Here is a 20737-nt window from a genome sequence, read left to right as displayed (position 1 = left end):
AAAAGGATAGGAAGAACTCGGAAATAATTTCACTGCATTATAAAAAAAATCAATATTAGTGATGTGTTAGCTATTAAGTTACTGATTATATGATGTTATTTTTTGATTGTTTTTTCTTCTTATTATCCTAAACGCAGCCTAGTGTTTAGGTTATAATCAGCTTTTATGTATAAATACCCAGTAGTGAGCATATCCAATGATAGATCCTTCGCTTTTACTCGATGGCCTAAACGATAAACAACGTGAGGCGGTCGCAGCACCTTTAGAAAACCTACTTATTCTGGCAGGTGCTGGCAGTGGTAAAACGCGAGTGTTGGTGCATCGTATCGCTTGGTTACAAAGCGTAGAGCAAGCATCGCCGTTCTCTATCATGTCGGTTACCTTCACCAACAAAGCGGCAGCAGAGATGCGTGGTCGTATTGAAGAGTTGATGATGGGCAGCTCGTCAGGCATGTGGAACGGCACCTTCCACGGTATCTGTCACCGCATCCTTCGTGCTCACTACCTAGATGCAAAACTGCCAGAAGACTTCCAGATCATTGATTCAGATGATCAGATTCGATTACTACGTCGCTTAATCAAGGCGCAAAACCTTGATGAAAAGCAGTGGCCAGCCAAGCAAGCTTCTTGGTGGATCAATGGCAAGAAAGATGAAGGGCTGCGCCCAAGTCACATTGACGCCTACCATGATCCAATAACTCAAACGTGGTTAAAGATTTACTCTGCTTACCAAGAGGCATGTGATCGTGCTGGCTTGGTCGACTTTGCTGAAATCTTGTTGCGATCGCATGAGCTATTGCGCGATAAGAAACACATCCGCGAGCACTACCAAGCTCGCTTTAAGCACATTCTTGTCGACGAATTCCAAGATACCAACAACATCCAATACGCTTGGTTACGTATGATGGCGGGCCCGGATTGTCGCGTGATGATCGTGGGTGATGATGACCAATCTATCTATGGCTGGCGTGGCGCTAAAATTGAAAATATTCAGAAGTTCTTGGATGAATTCCCAGGCGCTTCAACGGTTCGACTCGAACAAAACTATCGTTCAACCAAAACCATTCTTCAGGCGTCGAATGAGCTTATCTCGAACAATACTGAGCGTATGGGTAAAGAGCTGTGGACCGATGGCAACGATGGCGAGCCAATCTCTGTTTACTCAGCTTATAACGAGTTAGATGAAGCGCGTTTCACAGTTAGCAAAATCAAAGAGTGGCAAGAGAAAGGTGGTGCGTTAGAAGATACCGCAATGCTTTATCGTAATAACGCCCAATCTCGTGTGCTTGAAGAAGCGCTTATCCAAGGTGGTCTGCCTTACCGAATCTATGGTGGCATGCGATTCTTCGAGCGTCAAGAAATCAGAGATGCCTTGAGCTACCTGCGCCTCATGAGTAACCGCAGCAATGATGCGGCATTCGAACGTGTCGTCAATACGCCAACGCGTGGCTTGGGTGATAAAACGTTAGAAACGATTCGTCTTGCGGCGCGTGACCGTGGTGCAACCATGTGGCAAGCCAGTATTGCTCTGATAGAAGAGCAAGTGCTTCCAGGCCGTGCTGCGGGTGCTTTGAGCCGCTTTATTGAGCTTATCAATGCACTTGAAGATGACACCATAGAACTGAGACTTCATGAGCAAACCGACCACGTGATCAAATCGTCGGGCTTGTTTGCGATGTACGAGCAAGAGAAGGGCGAGAAGTCGAAGGCACGTATTGAGAACTTGGAAGAATTAGTAACGGCAACGCGTCAGTTTGAAAAACCAGAAGAAGCGGATGAAATGAGCATGCTAACAGCATTCTTAACTCATGCGGCTTTGGAAGCGGGTGAAGGTCAGGCTGATGAGTTTGATGATGCGGTTCAGCTCATGACTCTGCACAGTGCGAAAGGGCTAGAGTTCCCAATGGTATTCATGGTGGGTGTGGAAGAAGGTATGTTCCCAAGTCAGATGTCGGCCGAAGAAGCGGGGCGTTTAGAAGAAGAGCGTCGCCTGTGTTACGTAGGCATGACGCGTGCGATGGAGAAGCTTTACATCACTTACGCAGAGATGCGTCGCTTGTACGGGCAAGACAAGTACCACAAACCGTCACGCTTTATTCGTGAACTACCAGAGACATGTCTGGATGAGGTTCGTATGAAAGCGCAAGTGAGTCGTCCTGCTAGCAGTGGCCGCTTTAGCCAAACCGCCGTGAAAGAGAACTTTAACGAAACAGGATTTAGTTTGGGTTCTCGCGTTAAGCACCCTAAGTTTGGTGAAGGCACTATCATCAACTTCGAGGGAAGTGGCCCGCAGAGCCGAGTTCAAGTCGCGTTTAACGGTGAAGGCATCAAGTGGTTAGTAACGGCTTATGCTCGTTTAGAACAGTTGTAATCTGCTACTTCAGCATGTAGAAAACAGTTCGATATCTGAAACTATTCAGCATTGAAAAGTAATCCGTATAAAAAACAGAAAGAGCAGCCAATGGCTGCTCTTTTTTTATTGCTCGATACCGACCTAAATTAGGTTAATACGAGCTGAAGACATTGTTGCCTCAAAGTGAGACTTACAGTGCTGCAAGTGCCGCTTCGTAGTTTGGCTCTTCAGTGATCTCTGCAACCAACTCGCTGTGTGTCACCACACCTTTTTCATCAACAACGACAACGGCACGTGTTGTTAGGCCTGATAGTGGGCCTTCAGCGATCGCTACGCCGTAGTCTGATGCGAATGCAGGAGAACGGAAAGTTGAAGCGTGTTGAACGCCTTCAATGCCTTCTAGTTCACAGAAGCGGCCCGCAGCAAACGGTAGGTCAGCAGAAATACAAACAACAACCGTGTTCGCAAGCTCTGCTGCTTTTGCGTTGAACGTACGTACGCTCGTTGCACAAGTTGCTGTGTCGATACTTGGGAAGATGTTTAGAACCACTTTCTTGCCTTCAAGAGAAGCAAGAGTCAGTTCAGAGAGGTCGCCTGCAGTCAGTGCAAAGCTTGGTGCTTGTTCGCCAGTTTGTGGGAATGTGCCTGTTAGTGGTACAGCAGCGCCTTTGAAGGTAACGTGTGACATGAATTTGTCCTTAGTTTAATTATGGTTATGAAACTAGTTGAGCCTAGTAAGACTTACGTTACTCGGAAGTGGTTAAGAAGTGAATGCTTTAAATGTCAGAATTGTAATTAAAGGTCTTTGATTTATTTGTTTGAGAGAGGAATAAGTGAAACGACAGATAAAGAAAAACCCCGAGAGCTTGCGCTCATCGGGGTCTATAGTCTTACTCGCAGCAATCCGGCTACTAAGTGTGCTCCATGCATCAAATCCATGATAGTGTGCTGTTATCCTTCAGCGTATTCCTTTCGTCGCCTTCCTAGCGGTGTCCTTGATCTTATCCTGATCTGCCAACAATCCTCGTTAGCGCGCGTCACTTGTTCCTTGAGCGGTGTCCTTTACATCATCCTGATGTTCAGTCCTTTCCTCGTCCAGAGGTGTCCATTGTCTTTCCTTAGTAGCAACCATCCTAGTTACTATTGCGTCCATTCAATGTCCATTTCGCTATCCATGCCGATTATTCATCCTGAGTAATCGAATCTTCATCCTGAAGATAACCAAGTCCTTGGCGTTTCCTGTTCCGTGTCAGCATCCTTCCGACACCATTCATATTACCGATTCCTTATTTATCAGCAATGGTGCATAAGCGAATTTCTATATAATTATTTGAATGATAAATATACGTATCGTTTTATTTCAATTGGTTACGGTATCTAGGTGACTAATTTCGTCATCAAATATCGATATTTACTCACTGCCTTGTGAGAGATCTCGCACAAGGCAGCGAGTAAAAAGGGAGGATTATTCCCTACTGACCAATGGCTGCACCTTCACGACGAGGGTCTGCAGCACCTTCTAAACCATCTTTTGTGATGCGAATCGCGTGTAAACCAGAGTTAAGATCGCGAACGTTGACCTCAAATCCCATCTTTTCTAGCTCAGGTTTGAAGTTTTCCGCCGATGTTCCTTTTTCCAAATCTAAAGTACCGAAGCGGTTTAGGAAGTGCGGTTGGTTGATGGCTTGCTGAATATCCATGTCCCATTGGGTATGCGCAATGATCGCTTGTGCTACATAACCTATGATACGGCTGCCACCGGGAGAGCCAATCGCCATGTAAGGTTTATCGCCTTGCATGATGATGGTCGGTGCCATTGAAGAGCGCGGACGCTTACCCGGTTCAAGTCGGTTGGCGATAGGCTTACCATCGTTATGGGTCTTGAATGAGAAATCCGTCAGTTCGTTGTTGAGTAGGAAACCTCTAACCATCAAGCGTGAGCCAAAGGCATTCTCAATGGTGGTGGTCATCGAAACGACATTGCCATCGCTATCGACAATATTGAAGTGGCTGGTGGACGGCAATTCAATAGAAACATCTTGGCTTCTCTGCATCGCGTGATCCCACGGCGGTGTGCCTGAAGATGCGCTTGCCAATGCCTTACCTGCGGTAATTAACTGAGCACGTTCCTGCAAATAGTCAGTATTCACTAACCCTTGGGTAGGCATTGGCACATAATCTTGATCCGCCATGTACATACCACGGTCTGCAAAGGCTAGGCGAGAAGCGTCTGCTAACACTTGCCAAGATTTCGCGTCGTTTGGTCCCCATGATTTAAGATCAAACTGCTCGGTCATCGCTAAGATCTGCCCAACTGTTAATGCACCTGAACTTGGTGGACCCATTCCGCACACTTGGTAGCTTTCATAAGCAGAACAAACCGGCTCGCGCTGCTTAATCGAATAAGCGTCGAAGTCTTTCTGTGCTAATACGCCCGGGTTACCTTTCGCTGTTTGCACGGTATTGATGATGTCGGTAGAAATCTCACCTTGGTAAAAGGCCTTAGCACCGTTCTTAGAAATAGCGTTTAACGTTGCCGCGTACTCTGGGTTCTTTAGTTGCGTGCCAGCTGTTTTCGGGCTGCCATCGGCATTGAAGAAGTAGGCTTTGGTAGTGGCAAAGCGGCTTAGTCGCTGTTGGTCATTTTCAATCAAGGTGGCTAAACGTGGACTAATAGTAAAACCTTCTTCAGCCAGCTGAGCAATAGGCTTAATCAGTGATGCCCATTCGAGCTTGCCGTACTTCTGGTGAGTGTCCCACAGTAATTGCACCGTGCCTGGCGTGCCAACAGAACGACCGCCAACCACGGCATCATAGAATTTAAGCGGTTGGCCGTTTTCGTCTTGGAATAGACGTGGTGTGGCATCAAGTGGTGCAGTTTCACGGCCATCGTAGGTTTTGAGTTGCTTGTCCTTGCCATCAAAATAAACAAGGAACGCGCCGCCACCAATACCTGAAGACTGAGGTTCTACTAAGCCAAGCATAAGTTGCACAGCAACCATGGCGTCTATCGCGTTACCACCACGAGCAAGTACATCAGCACCGGCTTGTGTGGCAAGAGGGTTGGCCGCGGTGACCATCCAATCGTTGGCTTTAACGAGCTGTTTGGTTTCTAAACCACTACTTTGTTCGGGTGCGACGGAATCGGCAGCTTGATTTGCCCAACTGACGTGAGAGGCAAAAAGTAGGGTAGAAGTGGCGAGGGTTGTTAGTTTTGTTTTCCACTGCATGATCTTCTCCTTTTAATATGCAGAGCTAGATTGGCAGTGGAAAGATGAGATAGCCAGAGTGTTGTTAACGAATTGTAATCTTGATTCGAATTTAAGCGATTAAACCGGACAGCGACTGCCAAAGAATACTCACGCCAATAAGGCTGAATACCACGCCACATAAGCCATCGATGTATACCGTTGCTTCGCTGAGTTTCTTTTGCAATGCTTTAGTCGAAAGCATCCAAGCCAGTAGTGAGAACCAAAACAGAGACAGACCAAATAGGATGATAAGCGCAAAGCCTTTACCTGACAGAGACATGTCGGCAGGCACTAGGCTCGACATCAAGCTGATAAAGAACACCAAAGCCTTTGGGTTAAGAATATTGGTCGCAAACCCTTTCGAAAATGCCTGACGCTTATTGGTCAGAATCAGATCGTTGGAATTGACGGTATCGGCATCATCATCGTGGTTCTGAATGATTTGCCAGGTTGCTTTAAGTGCACCGTAGCCTAAGTACAGCAAGTAGCTACCGCCGGCTAGTTGGATAATGGCAAATAATGTGGGTTGTTGGTGGACTAGGTAACTGATTCCCGTCAGGCTCAGCAATGAGTGCAGCAAGATCCCGCAAGATAAACCAAGCGCAATGTACAAGCCTGTCTGGCGTCCGTGACGCGTCGCATTTTGCACGACTAACGCAAAATCAGGGCCGGGGCTCATCAAAGCGATGAAGTGGATAGAGGCTAGGGTGATCAGTATGGTGACTTCGTTCATCGTCAGTTCTCAATAACGTTGCCGCTATTTTTAAATAAGTAATCGTATTGAGCGTAGCTTACCGTGATTTGAAATCGAGCAATTGTAAATTATCAACACTTAGTTGATTTGTGAGGGTGGTACACCGAACGTGGTTTTGAAAGCCTTAGAGAAGTGTGCTTGGTCATAGAAGCCTACTTGGTGCGCGACCTTGGTACCACATATCCCAGACTTAATCAGACGCATGCTCTGTTCCATACGTAAACGGCTCAGCCATGCATAAGGCGTAATGCCCATTCTGTTTTTAAAATGGCGTTGGAATTGAGTCGTGGTTAAACCACACAACTCAGACAATTGTTCTAATCGCACTGGTTGATCCAAGTTCGCCATCAAGTAGTCTTTTAGCGTATCAATCGATTGATTACCCAGTTTGATGTCACTCTTCGATCCAAATTTCGCATAACGATCGACAATCGTCGAGAACCCTTCGAAAGGTAAGCAATCTTGAGCGAGCTGGCTGATGTTTTGATGGATTAATAGGCCGTGTAAGTTGCGTAATTGTGAAAATGCAGCTTGATCGGAGAGGATCAACTCAGAAAAGCCTAATGTGTGACCATTCTTCTTGGGATCGGCAAGATCTTGAAACCATTGGGGAGATACGGCAAACACACTGACTTGATAACCCGAATCGAGTTTGGAGTGCCCATCATGCAGCTCATCGGGTGGCATGATAACAACTTGGCCAGCACCAACATTATGGCTCGTCCCTTTATAGACGAATTTCTGTTGTCCTTGGGTAATTAAACCAATGTGAAAGTCCAAATGATAGTGGCGCTGGAAAGCAAACTCTTGGTATTGAGCTTGGATCAGGCTGATATCTTCTGTTGGGGTAGAGTAATAGTGGACTTTATCCATGGTACAAAAAAGCTTGGTCAAATAGTCATCAATTCAACCAAGCTTATCTTCGTATTAAGGGATTGTCTTGTAAAAAACGATCAGTGTTACTGCTTAGCGCGTTTGTTCTTTCTGTTGTTACGCAGACCGTCAAAGCTGAAGATCACCAACGCTCCCCAAATAAAGGCGAAGGTAATCGCTTTGTCACTAGTAAACGCTTCGCCATAAATCAGCACCGCTAACAAGAACATTAAGCTTGGTCCAATGTACTGGAAGAAGCCGAGGGTCGATAGCTTCAAGCGTGTTGCAGCGCCAGTAAAGCACAGCAGTGGAATGGTGGTAATAACACCAGCAGCAACTAGTAACAAATTGAGTTGCATCGGGTTCATTGAGAAGTCCGAGGTTGGGCTATCAGCAATAAATAGTAGGTAGGTTGCTGCGAGAGGTAACATAACCAGAGTCTCAATGAACAAACCTGTTTGCGCTTCTAAGCTCACCTTTTTACGCAGTAAGCCATAAAAACCGAAGCTAAAGGCTAGGGCAATGGCGACGATCGGCACTGAACCGAAGGCAATTAATTGGATTAATACGCCAATCGCAGCAAGAGCCACTGCAAACCATTGCAGCTTACGTAAGCGTTCGCCGAGGAAGAGCATCCCGAGCAACACGTTAATCAGTGGGTTGATGTAATACCCCAAGCTGGCATCAAGCATGTGATTGGAATTCACCGCCCAAATAAAAATAAGCCAGTTAGCGCCCACCAAAATAGACGTCACCACTAAATAGAGTATTTTTGGTTTCGAGGTCAGGGTGTCGCGGACTTTACGCCAGCTGCGGCCAATGTGCAGTAAGAAAGCGAGTAGGAAAAAGGACCATACTACACGGTGGCTAAGGATCTCTAACGGGGAAACGTCACTTAAAGATTTGAAATATATAGGGGCGATCCCCCACATGGTGTAGGCGCCGACGGCAAGCAAAACTCCTTGGCGCGTACGTTGTTGTTCTTCCTGTGTCATGCATCTTTCTCTAGCACTGAGTGCTTATTAATAAGATTTATAAGAGAGTTGGTCAGTATAGGAGCGATAACCCTTTTCACCTAACAATTTGCGGTTTAATTCGCCAGCGTTCCCCTCTACAATGTGCGACTTGCTTGCCGAAGATGCTTGCTGATTTCATACCTCGATTAGGAACCACAATGACCGCCACTCTGATTGCTGAGCAAATACCAACTCCCGCGAATGATGCGCAAACCATCTTACAAGATGTGTTTGGCTATCAAAGCTTTCGCGATGGTCAGCAAGAGGTCATTGATTTGGCCGTTGAAGGCAAAGACAGCTTGGTGATTATGCCAACCGGTGGTGGTAAATCTCTGTGTTACCAAATCCCTGCTTTGGTTCGTGAAGGGCTGACTCTGGTTATCTCGCCGCTGATCTCGTTGATGAAAGACCAAGTCGATCAACTGAAGGCCAATGGTGTTGCTGCTGAGTGTATTAACTCTTCAATGCCACGTGACCAATTGCTGAATGTGTTCAATCGCATGAACTCAGGTCAGCTGAAAATGGTGTATGTGTCGCCAGAGCGCGTGTTGATGCGTGACTTTATCGAGCGTCTTCAGGGTTTACCGCTTTCAATGATTGCAGTCGATGAAGCGCACTGTATCTCTCAATGGGGTCACGACTTCCGCCCTGAATACGCATCATTAGGCCAGCTTAAACAGTACTTTCCGCATGTGCCTTACATGGCGCTCACAGCAACCGCTGATGATGCGACGCGTAAAGATATTATCTCGCGCCTACAGCTCCTGGACCCGCATACTTACTTAGGCAGCTTTGATCGCCCTAATATTCGCTACAACTTGGTTGAGAAGCACAAACCCGTGTCACAGGTGGTTCGCTACCTAGAAACACAAAAGGGCAATTGCGGCATCATCTACTGTGGTAGCCGTAAGAAAGTGGAGATGGTGACCGAGAAGCTGTGCAATAACGGTATTCGCGCCGCGGGTTATCACGCTGGTATGGACACCGATGAGCGTGCTTACGTTCAAGAAGCCTTCCAACGCGATGATATTCAGATCGTGGTCGCGACTGTGGCTTTCGGTATGGGCATCAACAAACCCAACGTACGTTTCGTGGTGCACTTTGATATCCCACGTAATATCGAGTCTTACTATCAAGAGACAGGCCGTGCAGGTCGTGATGGTTTGCCTGCTGAAGCGATGATGTTGTTTGACCCGGCTGATATGGGTTGGCTGCGTCGTATGCTGGATGAGAAAGAAGAAGGCCCACAGAAACAAGTTGAGATGCACAAGCTGAATGCGATGAGTGCCTTTGCTGAAGCGCAAACGTGTCGTCGTCAGGTTCTGCTTAACTATTTTGGCGAATATCGCGAGAAGCAATGTGGCAACTGCGATATCTGCCTCGATCCACCTAAGCATTTTGATGCGACTAAAGAAGCGCAGAAGGCGTTGTCTTGTGTGTACCGTGTCAATCAGTCGTTTGGTATGGGCTACGTAGTCGAAGTGATGCGTGGTATGCAGAATATTCGTGTCCGCGATAATGGTCACGATAAGCTGTCTACCTACGGTATTGGCCGCGACCATAGCCACGATTACTGGATCAGTATCTTCCGTCAGTTAATCCACAAAGGCTTGCTGTTCCAGAACATCACTCGTAACTCGACATTACAGCTAACAGAAGAAGCCCGCCCGCTGCTGCGCGGTGAGATGTCTTTGGAATTGGCTGTTCCTCGTTTAGATACAGCGGTGCGTAATGCTAAGTCCGATAAGTTAAGCAGCAAGAATTACGATAAGAAGCTGTTTGCGAAACTGCGTAAGCTGCGTAAGTCGATTGCTGATGAAGATGGCTTGCCACCATATGTGGTATTCAGCGACGCGACCTTGATTGATATGGCTGAAATACTACCTACTTCATACGGAGAAATGCTGGCAGTCAACGGTGTCGGTCAACGTAAACTCGATAAGTACGCAGACCCATTCTTAGATTTGATTCAAGAACACATCACCACACACGGTTAGTTTGCAAGAAACGTCTAACTAATAGAAAAAGAATAAGGTTGATAGGGACATGACAACACAAACAGAATTTGGCTTAAGAGAGTATTTAGCTGAGGAAGGGCGTTTATTGATTACGTCTCCAAGTTTTGATTTTGATTCTTACGAAGTGCTAGGTGAAAAGCTGGTGGCGTTGCTGTCAGCGTCTGTTGTTGAAAAGCAATGGGACGCCGATATGCATTCTTGGTTGATTGATTTTGAAGATTGTCGAATGTTCTTAAAGTCTGAGCATTACAGTGAATCAATTTGGTTTGAGTCGTTAAATGCTGAAGAAAGCCGAGAAGAGTTTGATTATCTCGCGACGCTTTTCAAGCGCGGTTTTTAACTTTTGGCATCTCTTCTAAAACACAGCTTCTAGCGCTATTCACCAATAAAAGTGAGAATAAACGTTTGCGTTTGTTCTCACCGTTGCAGCCAATATTGATTAATGTATAATCGCCCGCCGCTCAGCAGAGCAATTTTTAGATACATTTTTTAATTCACGTTATTGGTAAGAGCTTTCTTGGATTATTCGAAGAAATGACTCGATTTGGGTTCCCTCACCCCCAAACCAAACTAAAAAGGTACAGCATGAGTAACTTTACCCCTGCGCAACAGCGCAAAGCCTTAGCACTATTAGTTTTGTTCCATTTGGTGATTATTGCGTCAAGCAACTATCTGGTTCAGCTACCTTTTACCGTCTTCGGTATGCACACCACTTGGGGTGCTTTCACTTTCCCGTTTATCTTCCTAGCGACCGATCTGACCGTACGCATTTTTGGCGCGCAGCTTGCCCGTAAAATCATTTTCTTAGTGATGCTACCAGCGCTGGCCGTTTCTTATTTCTTGTCAGTGGTGTTCTTTGAAGGTTCATTCCAAGGCTTTAGCCAACTAGGTGAGTTCAACTTGTTTGTTGCACGTATCGCCGCGGCGAGCTTCATGGCTTATTTACTGGGTCAGATCTTGGATGTGCATGTTTTCAACCGCCTACGTCAGCTTAAACAGTGGTGGGTTGCCCCAACGTGTTCAACGTTATTCGGTAATGCTATTGATACCATCGCTTTCTTTGCGATTGCTTTCTACCAAAGCCCAGATCCATTCATGGCCGAGCATTGGACTGAGATTGCCTTAGTCGATTACGGATTCAAACTTATCATCAGCCTAGGCTTGTTCGTGCCTATGTACGGTGTGCTTCTTAACTACATTGTTAGAAAGCTAACCGCAGTGAACCCTGACTTTAAAGCGACAGGCGTGAACGCTTAAGTTTGAGATTTGTAACACAAAGCATTAATGCAGCGATAAGAAAAAGCTCAAGTTAGTCTACTAACTTGGGCTTTTTTAATTTCTAGCGTCAGATACTAATATCAGAGGCATTTAATATTCAATGGCCAGCCAATATCGGTTTGTCTATTCGACTCGAGCTCTAGCTCTGCAGCGGTCAGCGGATTGTCAGCTAACCATTGCTTAGAAAGCGTTAGGGTTAGATTGTTGTCATTCGTCGTCAGTTTGAACTCAGGCTCTAGCGCTGGGTTACGACGGTGAGTTAACAAAATAGCCAAACGCAGAATACGTAAAATACGCTTGCTGCTGGTGCCTGAGATAGCGTGTTGCTCTGGTAATGAGGTTAACTGTTCACGGTAGCGACGAGTTAACTCACCCAAGTAGTGCTTTTGCGCTCGAGTAAAGCCAGGTAGGTCTAAGTTTTGCAGCAGATAAGCGCTGTGCTCACCGCCTTTTTTGAAATCGATGGTTAAACCAATCTCGTGAAGCTTAGCTGCCGTTTGCAATAGCACACCAGCTTGAGGTTCTGAAACCCACGCTTCGGCGCCCGCTTGGTCTAGCAGCGTTTGTGCGACTACAGCAACTTGTTCACCGTAGCTTACGTCCATTTGGTAGCGTGATTGAACACTCTTAATGGTACGCGCTCGGATATCTTCTTGGCGAAGCTCATCAACCATCTCGTAGGCTAGGCCTTCACGGAGTGCGCCGCCTGCGAGTGTCATTGAATCTATTTCAAGCAACTCAAAAATAGCAATAAGAATGGAAAGGCCACTCGGGAACACTAATGCGCGTTCAAGGGTAAGTCCTTCGATTTCTAGCTCTTCCAAGCGCTCAGTAATCATCGCTTGTTTCTGTAGACGCTTAAGTTTGGCATGAGTAATCACTTCATCCATGCCTTGCGCCAACATGATCTCTTGCAGTGCTTGAACGGTACCGCTGGCGCCCACACACACATCCCATCCGATATCAGTGTAGCTATCTAGGATAGGAGCCAACGTCGACTTCGCCGCTTCAATGGCGTTGTTAAAGTTGGTAGCGGTTAATTGGCGGTTTTTAAAGTGGCGCTCAAGCCAAGTAACACAGCCCATCTTTAGGCTGGTTAGTGCTTTCGCTGAGAAGCCTTCACCAATGATCATCTCGGTGCTTGCGCCACCAATATCAACAACCAGTCGGCGGCCGCTGCCACCAGAAGTGTGTGCTACGCCTTTATAGATAGTCGCAGCTTCTTCTTCTCCGGAGATAACATTGATGTCGTAACCAAGGATCTGGTTCGCTTTCTCTAGAAATATATCCACATTGATAGCAGTACGTAGGGTCGCTGTACCGACAATGCGGATATTTTCTTTCGGAATATCTTGAAGTCGCTCTGCAAAGAGACTCAAACAGTCCCAACCGCGCTGCATGGCTTCTGTACTAAGCGCATTATTTTCATCTAAGCCTGCAGCTAAACGCACTTTGCGCTTAATTTTAGCCATGGTTTGTACGCTGCCATCGATATGACGCACAACGAGCATATGAAAACTGTTCGACCCGAGGTCGATTGCAGCGTAAAGCGGGGGTGACACTGTTTGACTCATAAGTGACTAAGCTTCCTTGTTATGACGCGGTTGGCGTGGGCGACGGTTCTGGTTTGGTTTACGGTTCCCGTTGCGTGGGCCATTGTTGTTTGAGCGGCGTTGTTGCGGGTTACGTGTACGTAAGCGCAATGGTGCTGGTAGATCTTCTAGCAGTGCAGAAGCATCGTAGTCAGACACAGGGATCGCGTGCTCAATGTATTCTTCGATTGGTGGCAAGTTGATTGCGTAATCTTCACAAGCAAAGCTGATCGAGTGACCACTTGCACCAGCACGACCTGTACGGCCGATACGGTGAACGTAATCTTCACAGTCATCAGGTAGGTCGAAGTTGAATACGTGTGTTACTTGAGGAATGTGTAGACCACGTGCTGCAACGTCGGTTGCGACAAGCAGGTCAACATCACCTTTAGTGAATTGCTCAAGAATCTTTTCACGTTTCTTCTGAGGAACATCGCCAGTTAGCAGGCCAACACGGTGACCATCTGCAGCTAGGTGACCCCAAACAGACTCACATTTGTGCTTAGTGTTAGCGAAGATGATAGCGCGCTCTGGCCACTCTTCTTCAACTAGAGTCTGCAGCAGTGCCATTTTGTGTTCGTTTGATGGGTAGAACAGCTCTTCCTGAATGCGGTGACCTGTTTTACGCTCTGGCTCAACAACAACATGCTCTGGGTTGTGCATGTGTTCGAACGCTAGCTCTTGTACGCGGTAAGACAATGTCGCAGAGAACAGCATGTTCAGGCGATCTTTTGGCTCAGGCATACGGCGGAACAAGAAGCGGATGTCTTTGATGAAACCAAGATCGAACATGCGATCAGCTTCGTCAAGAACAACAGCTTGAATGTGGTTAAGGTTAAATACCTTCTGCTTGTAGAAATCGATGATGCGGCCAGTCGTACCAATTAAGATATCTGCGCCTTCTTCGATTTTACCTAGTTGCTTGTCGTAGCTTTCGCCACCGTAAGCAAGTGCTGCCTTGATACCTGTGCTTTCAACCAGAGAGTCAGCATCGTTGTAGATCTGAATCGCGAGTTCACGCGTTGGTGCCATAATAATCGCACGTGGCTGGTTAGGCTTACGCCCTTCATGCTCAGATGTTTTTAGCAGGTGGTTAAAAGTAGCAGTAAGAAACGCAAGCGTTTTACCAGTACCCGTTTGGGCCTGGCCTGCAATGTCTTGGCCGGTGAGCAGTACCGGGAGCGCCAAGGCTTGGATAGGGGTACAATAATCGAACCCTTTTTTCTCCAATCCTTCAATGACTTGCGGAAGTAAATCCAAGTCGGCGAACTTTTGCTCTGTGATATGCGTCTTTTTCATTGCTATAGAATATCAGCTTAAGCTTGCAATACGAAAGTAAATACATTCCAATAGGGCATCTATTTACTGGTTATCATCCAACCAGTTCTAAAAAATACATTGGAGTGGAAGATGAGTGATAAGATTTTGCAGCTAACTGATGACGGTTTTGATAACGATGTAATCAATGCTGCAGGCCCTGTTCTTGTTGATTTTTGGGCAGAATGGTGTGGTCCATGTAAAATGATTGCGCCGATTCTTGATGAAATCGCAGACGAGTACGAAGGCAAGCTCACAATCGGTAAATTAAATATCGACCAAAATGCTGGTACTCCACCAAAGTTTGGTATTCGCGGTATTCCAACGCTACTTCTTTTCAAAGATGGCGGCGTAGCAGCGACTAAAGTTGGTGCATTATCTAAAACTCAACTTAAAGAGTTCTTAGACGCTAACCTTTAATCAGGTCAGCATTTGAAAAGAAACCGTGCAGTTAACAAATGCGCGGTTTTGTTTTTTCTAAGCTATGGACTAGTCTTAGTTTTAGTGCTAATTTATCGCACGTTAATTGAACGAATTTCTCTTCTTGGTCGATCCTGTGACCAAATCCTTCTTAACTTAAGAAAACAGATCCTATTTTGACTAAACAAACTTCCACCACTATGAATCTTACTGAACTGAAGAACAGACCTGTGTCTGAGCTTGTTAAACTTAGCGAAAGCTTAGGTCTTGAAAATCAAGCTCGCCTAAGAAAACAAGACATTATCTTCTCCATCCTTAAAGCGCATGCAAAAAGTGGTGAAGACATCTTTGGTGATGGTGTTCTAGAAATTCTTCAAGACGGTTTTGGTTTCCTACGTAGCGCCGACAGTTCATACCTGGCTGGCCCAGATGATATCTACGTATCACCAAGCCAAATTCGTCGTTTTAACCTACGTACAGGTGACTCTATTGGCGGTAAAATCCGTCCACCTAAAGACGGTGAGCGTTACTTTGCACTGCTTAAAGTAAACACGGTTAACTACGACAAGCCAGACAACGCACGTAACAAGATTCTTTTCGAAAACCTTACTCCTCTTCACGCTAACGAACGTATGGTGATGGAAGCGGGTAATGGTGCGACTGAAGATATTACGGCTCGTATTCTTGACCTTGCATCTCCAATTGGTAAAGGTCAGCGTGGTCTGATTGTTGCTCCGCCTAAAGCGGGTAAGACAATGCTTCTGCAAAACATTGCTCAAAGCATTGCACGTAACCATCCTGAGTGTGAACTAATGGTTCTACTTATCGATGAGCGTCCAGAAGAAGTAACAGAAATGCAGCGTCTAGTTAAAGGCGAAGTAGTTGCTTCAACATTCGATGAGCCAGCATCTCGCCACGTACAAGTTGCAGAAATGGTTATCGAGAAAGCGAAGCGCCTTGTTGAACACAAGAAAGATGTAGTTATCCTACTGGATTCTATTACTCGTCTAGCTCGTGCTTACAACACTGTGATTCCTTCATCAGGTAAAGTTCTTACTGGTGGTGTTGATGCGAATGCTCTACATCGTCCAAAGCGTTTCTTCGGTGCGGCACGTAACGTAGAAGAAGGCGGTAGCTTAACGATCATCGCAACAGCACTGGTTGATACTGGTTCTAAGATGGATGAAGTTATCTACGAAGAATTCAAAGGTACAGGTAACATGGAACTGCACCTTAACCGTAAGATTGCTGAAAAACGCGTATTCCCAGCGATTGATTTCAACCGCTCTGGTACTCGTCGTGAAGAGCTTCTTACCAAGAACGATGAACTACAGAAGATGTGGATCCTGCGTAAGATTGTTCACCCAATGGGCGAAATCGACGCAATGGAATTCCTTATCGACAAGCTAGCAATGACGAAAACGAACGATGAGTTCTTTGACGCAATGCGTCGTCAGTAATATTGATTAGCTGATCGTATTTAATAAGCGCTGCCCTCGGGTGGCGCTTTTTATTTGCATTTTGTAGCGCCAGCTTGCAGAATGAGCAAAAGTGTTACAAGGACGTTAAAATGCAACATGGACTGTTGTCATCATTACTCCTGTCTACTTCACTGTTATTTTCACCGGTTGGTATGAGCTATGCCACCGAGATGTCTCCACTTACAGTAGAGTCTTGGCTTGAGAATGATCAAGTAAAACTGAAAACTGCTGAACTACTAGAGCTTGTCGTACGTGACGAAGTCAATTCGCTACGCTTTGCGCTTGAGCGCCTGACATTTCCCCAGCAAGAGGTGGCTCGTTACCAACTCTTGAAGAAGCTTGAACAGCAAAAAATCGTACTCACACCCAAGATGTCTATCTTCATCGAGCAGCAACTTGCTATCACGCCCACTTATCAAGTCTTAGAACGTGGCGATGGCTATGAGTTTACGGTACCTGCCTTTAATTACCCTTCAATTGCTAATCGCCTTATTAAACAATGGCGTCAAGATCAGAAGACATTGGTATTTGTGCTAGATGCAGAGAAACAGGAACTCGACCTAAAAGAGTGGTTATCTGGATCTGAACATCAAGTTCAAACGCGAGAAGCGTTGCTCATTAGAGAGCTAGACAGTTTGTCTCCTGAAGCGGTTGATTACCTAACTAAGCAACTCACCGCATCTTCTATTGTTAGTTGGTTACCTTCTACTGAGGTGGTGGTTCGATTAGCGCAAGTGAGCGAAGACCCAGAGGTTTACAAAATTCTATGGCGAATGAAGGCCGATTATCATAGCCAAGCTGAGCTAGTTCGCCTTGCTGAAACCAAACAAACGTTCGCGCTTGAACAGGTGATGGCAGCGACTAAGAACCCGCGTTTGAAAGATGAAGCGATTACTTTGCTTACCAAAGTTAACCCGTTATCAGAAGAGGTGAAGCTGTTCCTTGTCTCTAGGATGGCGATTGCTGATGAAGCACCATTAGTTGCGCGTGAACTCGCCAAACAAGGTCATACGCGATGGTTGCAAGATCTCGTCAATGATAACCCTCAGGTGAAGAGTTCTTTGATCGAGCAAGCATTACCGTAAAGTGGATTTTGCCTCTCAATAACCACACTAAAAAGGGGGACCTCAGCGTCACCCTTTTTGATATACTGAGCGCAGAATAATCAGCATGTAGAAGTCCTATGAGTTTTAAAGATTTACGTGATTTTATCGACCATCTTGAAAGTATTGGTCAGTTGAAACGCATTTCTCACCCAGTCGATCCAGACTACGAAATGACCGAAATTAGCGACCGTACTCTACGTGCTGGTGGCCCGGCTCTTTTGTTTGAAAATCCAGTAGGCTATGACATGCCCGTTTTGACCAATCTATTTGGTACACCTAATCGGGTTGCTATTGGTATGGGACGTCAAGAAGTCAAAGAACTGCGTGAAGTGGGCAAGTTGCTTGCTTACCTAAAAGAACCTGAGCCACCAAAAGGCTTTAAAGACGCTCTTGATAAACTACCTGTGTTTAAGCAAGTCTTAAACATGCCAGCTAAACGCCTTCGCAAAGCGGCTTGCCAACAAGTGGTATGGCAAGGCGATGACGTCGACCTAGATAAAATCCCTGTGATGAGCTGTTGGGCTGATGATGTCGCGCCATTGCTAACATGGGGTTTAACGGTTACTCGTGGTCCAAACAAGAAACGCCAAAACTTAGGTATCTATCGTCAGCAGAAGATCGGCAAGAATAAAATCATCATGCGTTGGTTAGCCCACCGTGGTGGAGCATTGGATCTGCGTGATTGGATGGAAACTAACCCTGGGAAACCATTCCCAGTATCGGTAGCGTTTGGTGCTGATCCTGCCACCATTCTTGGTGCGGTTACGCCAGTGCCGGATAGTTTATCTGAGTACGCGTTTGCAGGCTTACTACGTGGTAGTAAAACTGAGGTCGTTAAATCAATCAGCAACGACTTAGAAGTTCCCGCAAGTGCAGAAATCGTGATGGAAGGTTACATCGACCCGAATGAATTCGCAGATGAAGGGCCTTACGGAGATCATACTGGTTACTACAACGAGAAAGAAAAGCACCATGTGTTTACTATTACTCATGTAACCATGCGCGAGAACCCTATCTATCACAGCACCTATACTGGCCGTCCACCTGATGAGCCAGCGGTATTGGGTGTTGCGCTAAATGAAGTGTTTGTGCCTATTCTTCAAAAGCAGTTCCCAGAGATTGAAGATTTCTATCTACCGCCTGAAGGTTGTTCGTACCGAATGGCAGTCGTGACCATGAAGAAGCAATACCCAGGTCACGCTAAGCGAGTGATGATGGGTGTATGGTCTTTCTTACGCCAATTCATGTACACCAAATTTGTATTGGTGTGTGATGAAGATGTGAATGCACGTGATTGGTCTCAAGTAACCGCAGCGATGTGCGAACATATGGATCCGTCACGCGATAGCCTGATGATAGAGAACACGCCGATCGATTCATTGGATTTTGCCTCACCCGTGGTTGGGTTAGGTTCTAAGATGGGTCTAGATATTACTAAGAAGTGGGACGCAGAGTTAGCGTTATCGCCAGATGTCCAAACAGCACCTGTAAATAGTGAACATATTGAGGGTAGCTTGGCTGAGTTAACCAAGGTTCATCCTGAAATTATTGATGTTCACCTGCAAAACGACAATGCCAGCATGGTTGTGGTGTCTATTGATAAGCAAGCTGCCGGTAATGGTAAGAAAATCATGGAAGCGGTTTGGTCTCAATTTGATGAGAACAAGTTTGTTATCGTGTGTGATGGCGATGTCAATGTGAGTGATTGGAATGACATCATTTGGGCTGTAACGACAAGAATGGATCCGGCGAGAGATACGTTATTCCTGCAGAACGAAACTGGACACTCAAAAATGGGTCTCGATGCGACCAATAAGTGGGAAGGTGAATGCCTGCGTGAGTGGGGTGTACCAATCACAAAAGATCCTGATGTTGTGAAAAAGATTGATAGCATCTGGGAACAGCTAGGAATTTCATGAGCTACCAAGTAGTCTTATACCCAGAAAACATCAGTTTCACAGTAGAAAAAGGGCAAACGGTCTTGGATGCTGCGCTCAACAGCGATATCTATTTCCCAAACCGTTGCCAAGTTGGCGCATGCGCAATGTGTATGTGCAAAAAATTAGAAGGGCAAGTGAGTTACCACCTTGAACCCATGCTCACAGAGAAAGAGCAGCAACAAGGCTGGATTTTTGCTTGCCAAGCATTTGCAGAAAGTAATTTAGTTCTAACCTTTGCCGATTAAGGGTTAGTAAGAGGAAGAACATGACTATTAAATGTAAAGTGAAGTCTATCGAGCCTTTGGCTTGTAATACTTACCAAATCCTACTTCACCCAGAAACACCGGTCGCTTTTAAAGCGGGCCAGTACCTGATGGTTGAAATGGGCGAGAAAGATAAGCGCCCATTCTCTATCGCAAGTAGCCCTTGCCGCCACGAAGGTGAGCTTGAGCTGCACATTGGTGCTGCCGAGCACAACGCTTACGCACTAGAAGTGGTTGAAGCGATGAAGAAGGCACAAGCTGAAGATGGCGATATTGCGATTGATGCTCCACACGGAGATGCTTGGATCAAAGAAGAAAGCGATCGCCCTCTATTACTTATTGCTGGTGGCACGGGTTTCAGCTACGTGCGCTCTATTCTTGATCACTGCATCGCGCAAAATAGCTCGAAAGAGATCTACCTATACTGGGGCGCAAAAGATGAGTGCCAGTTATATGCTAAAGAAGAGTTGGTTGGCATTGCAGAAAAGCATAGCAATGTGCACTTTGTACCGGTAGTAGAAGAAGCACCGGAAGTTTGGCATGGCCAAACAGGTAATGTGCTTGAGGCTGTTATGCAAAGTTTCGAATCATTAGCTGATTTCGATATCTATATTGCAGGTCGTTTTGAAATGGCGGGCGCTGCAAGAGACCTATTTACTCAGAATAAAGAAGCAAAGCGTGACCATATGTACGCTGATGCTTACGCATTTATCTAACAATACCCTTAGATTTTGAGCAAAAAGAGAGCAGAAATGCTCTCTTTTTTACGTTTAGGTGAACTATTAGGCAGTTAACCCCTATTTATTCATTTTTCATGAAAAAGTAGTTGCTAAGCTGAGAGGGTTCCCTATAATGCGACACCACTGAGACGGCAGACGCCACAAGGCTTCAGCAAGAATCAGTAAGACGGAAAGCGACAAAAAATTAATTTTCAAAAAGTGTTTGACACTGAATGTTAATTCGCTAGAATGGCCGTCCACTTCGAGAGGCTCCTTACTTAAAAGGAACGCTCAAGAAGTTAAGCTCTTTAACAATTTAAACCTATCAATCTGTGTGGGCACTCGTTGATGAATAT

17 protein-coding genes are annotated in these 20737 nt (G+C 45.9%); 10 read left to right on the top strand and 7 right to left on the bottom strand.

Annotation, left to right across the window (positions count from 1 at the left end; translation table 11 throughout):
- Positions 1-196 precede the first annotated feature (196 nt).
- Positions 197-2371, top strand: a complete 2175-nt coding sequence (gene uvrD, locus AB6D93_RS21890; RefSeq protein ID WP_004736649.1) for a DNA helicase II — start codon at positions 197-199, stop codon at positions 2369-2371.
- Between the two features lie 172 nt (positions 2372-2543).
- On the opposite strand, the gene tpx is transcribed toward uvrD, so the two are convergent.
- From tpx to rarD, 5 genes are all read right to left on the bottom strand, one after another.
- Positions 2544-3041 (bottom strand): thiol peroxidase, encoded by a 498-nt coding sequence (tpx, locus tag AB6D93_RS21885; RefSeq protein ID WP_102333090.1) that lies wholly within the window; start codon positions 3039-3041, stop codon positions 2544-2546.
- A 784-nt stretch (positions 3042-3825) separates the two neighbouring features.
- On the bottom strand, positions 3826-5583 hold the full coding sequence (ggt, locus tag AB6D93_RS21880; RefSeq protein WP_017077760.1) for a gamma-glutamyltransferase: 1758 nt from the start codon (positions 5581-5583) through the stop codon (positions 3826-3828).
- A 91-nt stretch (positions 5584-5674) separates the two neighbouring features.
- A complete protein-coding gene (locus AB6D93_RS21875; protein ID WP_004736644.1) occupies positions 5675-6337 on the bottom strand; it encodes a LysE family translocator in 663 nt (220 codons plus the stop codon).
- Between the two features lie 99 nt (positions 6338-6436).
- Positions 6437-7231, bottom strand: coding sequence for an AraC family transcriptional regulator (locus tag AB6D93_RS21870; protein ID WP_017077762.1), 795 nt, complete (start codon positions 7229-7231; stop codon positions 6437-6439).
- 86 nt (positions 7232-7317) lie between these two features.
- Positions 7318-8226, bottom strand: coding sequence for an EamA family transporter RarD (rarD, locus tag AB6D93_RS21865; RefSeq protein WP_102333091.1), 909 nt, complete (start codon positions 8224-8226; stop codon positions 7318-7320).
- A gap of 179 nt (positions 8227-8405) precedes the next feature.
- Between rarD and recQ the strand changes: the two genes are divergently transcribed.
- The 3 genes from recQ (at position 8406) to AB6D93_RS21850 (ending at position 11522) form a co-directional block, all read left to right on the top strand.
- The gene (gene recQ, locus AB6D93_RS21860; protein ID WP_017062982.1) at positions 8406-10244 is read left to right on the top strand and encodes an ATP-dependent DNA helicase RecQ; all 1839 of its coding nucleotides are present in this window, start codon (positions 8406-8408) and stop codon (positions 10242-10244) included.
- Positions 10245-10293: 49 nt separating this feature from the next.
- Positions 10294-10605: a DUF3630 family protein gene (locus AB6D93_RS21855; protein WP_017061332.1), complete on the top strand. Its 312-nt coding sequence runs from the start codon at positions 10294-10296 to the stop codon at positions 10603-10605.
- 245 nt (positions 10606-10850) lie between these two features.
- Positions 10851-11522 carry a 7-cyano-7-deazaguanine/7-aminomethyl-7-deazaguanine transporter gene (locus AB6D93_RS21850; RefSeq protein ID WP_017061333.1) on the top strand — a complete coding sequence of 224 codons (672 nt, stop codon included), beginning with the start codon at positions 10851-10853 and terminating at the stop codon, positions 11520-11522.
- A gap of 101 nt (positions 11523-11623) precedes the next feature.
- Here AB6D93_RS21850 and gppA read toward each other — a convergent pair whose 3' ends face one another.
- Positions 11624-13117 (bottom strand): guanosine-5'-triphosphate,3'-diphosphate diphosphatase, encoded by a 1494-nt coding sequence (gene gppA, locus AB6D93_RS21845; RefSeq protein ID WP_017059247.1) that lies wholly within the window; start codon positions 13115-13117, stop codon positions 11624-11626.
- Between the two features lie 6 nt (positions 13118-13123).
- A complete protein-coding gene (gene rhlB, locus AB6D93_RS21840; RefSeq protein WP_017062979.1) occupies positions 13124-14434 on the bottom strand; it encodes an ATP-dependent RNA helicase RhlB in 1311 nt (436 codons plus the stop codon).
- A 111-nt stretch (positions 14435-14545) separates the two neighbouring features.
- Here rhlB and trxA point away from each other — a divergent pair, with 111 nt between their 5' ends.
- From trxA to fre, 6 genes are all read left to right on the top strand, one after another.
- A complete protein-coding gene (gene trxA, locus AB6D93_RS21835) occupies positions 14546-14872 on the top strand; it encodes a thioredoxin TrxA (protein ID WP_010440700.1) in 327 nt (108 codons plus the stop codon).
- Between the two features lie 200 nt (positions 14873-15072).
- Positions 15073-16332, top strand: a complete 1260-nt coding sequence (gene rho / locus AB6D93_RS21830) for a transcription termination factor Rho (RefSeq protein WP_017062978.1) — start codon at positions 15073-15075, stop codon at positions 16330-16332.
- A 110-nt stretch (positions 16333-16442) separates the two neighbouring features.
- Positions 16443-17438 carry a hypothetical protein gene (locus AB6D93_RS21825; protein ID WP_017059249.1) on the top strand — a complete coding sequence of 332 codons (996 nt, stop codon included), beginning with the start codon at positions 16443-16445 and terminating at the stop codon, positions 17436-17438.
- A 98-nt stretch (positions 17439-17536) separates the two neighbouring features.
- A complete protein-coding gene (gene ubiD / locus AB6D93_RS21820) occupies positions 17537-19378 on the top strand; it encodes a 4-hydroxy-3-polyprenylbenzoate decarboxylase (protein ID WP_017059250.1) in 1842 nt (613 codons plus the stop codon).
- Positions 19375-19644, top strand: a complete 270-nt coding sequence (locus AB6D93_RS21815; RefSeq protein WP_008224727.1) for a 2Fe-2S iron-sulfur cluster-binding protein — start codon at positions 19375-19377, stop codon at positions 19642-19644. Before ubiD ends, AB6D93_RS21815 begins: the two co-directional genes overlap by 4 nt.
- A 20-nt stretch (positions 19645-19664) precedes the next feature.
- Entirely contained in the window at positions 19665-20378 is a 714-nt protein-coding gene (fre, locus tag AB6D93_RS21810) for an NAD(P)H-flavin reductase (RefSeq protein ID WP_017059251.1), read from the top strand.
- Positions 20379-20737 lie beyond the last annotated feature (359 nt).

The organism is Vibrio sp. 10N.247.310.23, from assembly GCF_041467155.1.
GTDB classification, from domain to species: domain Bacteria; phylum Pseudomonadota; class Gammaproteobacteria; order Enterobacterales; family Vibrionaceae; genus Vibrio; species Vibrio crassostreae_C.
Note: the sequence above shows the minus strand (reverse complement) of the source record. Positions and strands in the feature narration are given on the sequence as shown.